4 protein-coding genes are annotated in these 3,549 nt (G+C 55.8%); all 4 read left to right on the top strand.

Annotated features, from left to right (window positions below; translation table 11 throughout):
- Positions 1-1,470 (top strand): efflux RND transporter permease subunit (locus HKN37_08105; GenBank protein NNE46609.1); only part of this gene is annotated, 1,470 nt, incomplete at its 5' end.
- A 589-nt stretch (positions 1,471-2,059) separates the two neighbouring features.
- Positions 2,060-2,383, top strand: a complete 324-nt coding sequence (locus HKN37_08100; protein NNE46608.1) for a P-II family nitrogen regulator — start codon at positions 2,060-2,062, stop codon at positions 2,381-2,383.
- A 536-nt stretch (positions 2,384-2,919) separates the two neighbouring features.
- The gene (locus tag HKN37_08095) at positions 2,920-3,129 is read left to right on the top strand and encodes a hypothetical protein (GenBank protein NNE46607.1); all 210 of its coding nucleotides are present in this window, start codon (positions 2,920-2,922) and stop codon (positions 3,127-3,129) included.
- The coding region (locus HKN37_08090) for a heavy metal translocating P-type ATPase (GenBank protein NNE46606.1) at positions 3,129-3,549 on the top strand (421 nt) is incomplete at its 3' end. The genes HKN37_08095 and HKN37_08090, both read left to right, overlap by 1 nt.

The following is a 3,549-nucleotide window of genomic DNA, read 5'->3' as shown; positions in this document are numbered from 1 at the left end:
TTTTCGCTGTTTCCGTTTCTCGGCAAAGAGTTCATGCCGCAGCTTCAGGAGGGGTCCATCATGTGGCGCGTGACCTCAATCCCGTCTACGTCACTCGAACAGTCGATTGAAATCTCCAAGCAGATTGAGACCGCGCTCAGTGATTTCCCCGAAGTGCAAACCACGATCGCCATGATCGGACGCGCTGAAAAAGGCGAGACCGCAGATGTGAACTACATGGAAATCTACACCGGCTTGACGCCCAAAGACGAATGGACACGCTCGATCGACGAACTCGCCGATGCAATGCGCGACACCATGGAGGAGGCGGTCCCCACGGCCGTCTTCGCGTTCACGCAACCCATCCAGATGCGCGTGGAAGAGTTGATATCAGGCGTCCGTGCCACCCTTGCCGCGAAGATTTATGGTGAGGAACTGGGTGAACTCGATCGGTTGAGTGCGGAAATTCGCGATGTCATCTCAGAGGTTGAGGGTGTAGCGGACCTATCACTGGAAGCCAACGTCGGTAAACCTCAGATTCGCATCAAGGTGAAACGCGATCAACTCGCACGATTCGGACTGAATGCCGACGACGTACTTTCCGTTGTACGTACGGGTATTGGCAACGAACCGGTATCGACCCTCATTGATGGCGTAAGGAGATTCGAGATCACGGCCCGGCTGGACGATGCGGCCAAGGCCTCGGTGCAGTCCATTCAACGCATTCCCCTCAAGACTAGCGCCGGTGCGATCGTCCCGCTATCGGCAGTCGCCGATGTCACCGTCAGCGAGGGGTACTCCTTTGTGCGTCGCGAACAACTGCAACGCTATGCCGTGATTCAGATGGACGTGCGCGGCCGAGACGTTGATGGGTTCGTGCAGGACGCTAACGCTGCCATTGAACAGCAAATCGACCTGCCCCCAGGTTACTGGGTGGAGTGGGGTGGTGCGTTCGAGAACCAGCAACGCGCACTGGCACGTCTGTCCGTCATCGTTCCGCTCACGATCTTTTTCATCTTCGTACTGCTGTACACCGCGTTCAACTCCGTCAAGTACGCGACTATGATCATCGCCAACGTGCCATTTGCAACGGTCGGCGGGGTCATCTCGCTATGGATCTCCGGTCAGTACCTCTCGGTACCCTCGGCCATTGGCTTTATCGCCGTGTTTGGCATGGCCATGCTCAATGGGGTGGTGTTGGTGTCATTCATCAATGAGCTCCGAACGCGGGGCATGGCGCTGTCGGAAGCCGTAAGGCGGGGTTGTGAACTGCGTTTACGTCCCGTGCTGATGACCGCGTTCACGACAATCCTCGCAATCATTCCGTTGTTGTTGTCATCCGGCGTCGGTGCAGAGACACAACGGCCGTTGGCCTCGGTCGTCATCGGTGGTCTATTCACGTCGACCTTGCTAACCCTAGTGTTGCTCCCGGTAATTTATGAGTGGATCGAATCGCGCTCGGAGCAACCATTACCGCAGGAGGGAAGTTAGATGAGTAACCACCCCCGACTCGGTTGTCCAATCAGAGGGGTCAGCGACAGGTTGACCGGCATACCGCCGGTCCTGACCGTGGTGGCGATATCGTGCGCAACGAGTGGGTGTGCCTGGGTGTCATCGTACGTCGACGCCGAAGCCATCGACATTCAAACACCACCAAGTCCGACCGCTCGGGTCGAATCAGCGAACTTCTGGCGAGACGGTGATGTGCTAAGCCTTCGCGGGGCGGTCGTATCGACCCCCCTCAGCAAGAGCCCCCTACGAGGACATTTGGATATCGGGGTGACCGACCCACTCCGTCAGGTTTCGAAATGTTTGACCGTGCGTCCCAGACTTGGGGCAAGAAAAACGCGCAAGCGCTATTCCGTACCGATGCTAGAGCTACCCGCACCGGGGAGCAAGGTGCGCGTTTGGCATCACCGATCGAGTGATCACGACCCGGAAGAGTCGACACCGGCCTGTACAGGTAACCCCACCACCCAAGGCGAAGCCAGTGGGTAATTTCCGAGTCATGACGGGTCGTCGATGTCCGTGTGCATCGGCGACTCAATACTGTCGACTACGAACCACCTGGAGATAGAACATGTATGCAAAAGAAGTAAAGGCGTTCATCCATCGCAATCGCGTGGCGGATGTCGTCAATGCGCTCAATAGCGCCGGTTTTCACAATATTACCGTCGTCGACGTGCAAGGTCTTCTGAACGCATTGAGCGGAGAGGAGAACCGATACTCGGTTGAGATCGGTCAAAAAGTCGTCAACGAAGTAAAACTCGAACTCGTGTGCGACAACGAACAACGCGCAGCGGATGCCGTGGAAGCGATTCGAGAACATGCGAAGACCGGCAAACCCGCGGCAGGTTGGATCATCATCACAGACATCCAATCGGTAATCGAAATTGCCGATTGACGCAAACGAGGATGGGCTAACTGCGCGCTAAACCAAAGGACCGAGGACATGGGAGGAAGTGCTATGACTAGACTGTCTACTTATGTGATGGTGTTGCTAGCCGTAGGGTTCACATCGGCATGCACATCGTTACCCTACCGGCTTCACGATACCGGGGTTCGACTTGAGCCGACCTCAAGCGATGGCGCTGACATCCGATCAGTCGGCTTTTGGACCGATGACACCCAGATCTTGCTTCGTGGCGAGGTGATTGCGAATCGTAACGAGAGTCGCTCGTTGTCGGGTCATGTGGATGTCGCCATCACGGTGCCAGACGGGTCTAACACCGTGTGTACGGTTGCACCTTTGGAAGATAAGCGACAGTCACCAGTGAATACCTACAGTCGACGATTCGAGTCGATACCACCGGAAGGCAGCCGAATACGGGTGTCGTATCACGCTAGCCCGAGTCATCCCGATTGTGCTCGCTAAAACCAACAGTAGCGGTTCACTAACAACTGCCGTCGTCGGGACGTATTGCCCTTGAGAGCCAGACTATGAATAAGGAAAAGTGGTACTCCATCGGTTACTTGGGGCTGAGCATACTCTTCTTGCTGATCGTCCTCGGCACGGCGGCGTGGCATTTCTTCCACGACCATCATGACGACACGAGTCAAGGTTCATCGGCGGGCGCCGAGCCGGCACCACACGCCGTTACAGTTCATAACAACGACAGAACAAAGACAAGAAACGAGGCAGCGGGATAATGACCGAAAAGACCTTAGCGGAATTAACGATTCTTTTACCCGATATCCAGAACGATCGGGATAAATGTGTAGAACGTCTTGTAGACGCTCTTAAAGCGCGCGCCGGTGTCGATGCTGCGCATGTGCTTGAGCGCGATACGGACGCGCCAGGAACACTGTGCATCCACTACGATCCTGATCGCATATCACTACAGGAAGCCCGCACACTGGCAGAGCGATCGGGTATGCAGCTCTCCGAGCGCTATGGTCATCTGTTGGCCGAGGTCGAACCGATGCAGCCACGGCAAGCACGTCGACTGTCGGATAAATTGATGCGTCAAAGTGGGATTCTGGAGGCTCATGTTTCGGCTGATGGCGCCGTTCGTATCGAATTTGATCGCGATGTCCTAGATGAAGCACAGGCACGTGATGTTTTTCGCG

This window comes from Rhodothermales bacterium (assembly GCA_013002345.1).
Classification (GTDB): Bacteria; Bacteroidota; Rhodothermia; order Rhodothermales; family JABDKH01; genus JABDKH01.
This window is presented reverse-complemented; position numbering and strand designations above follow the sequence as displayed.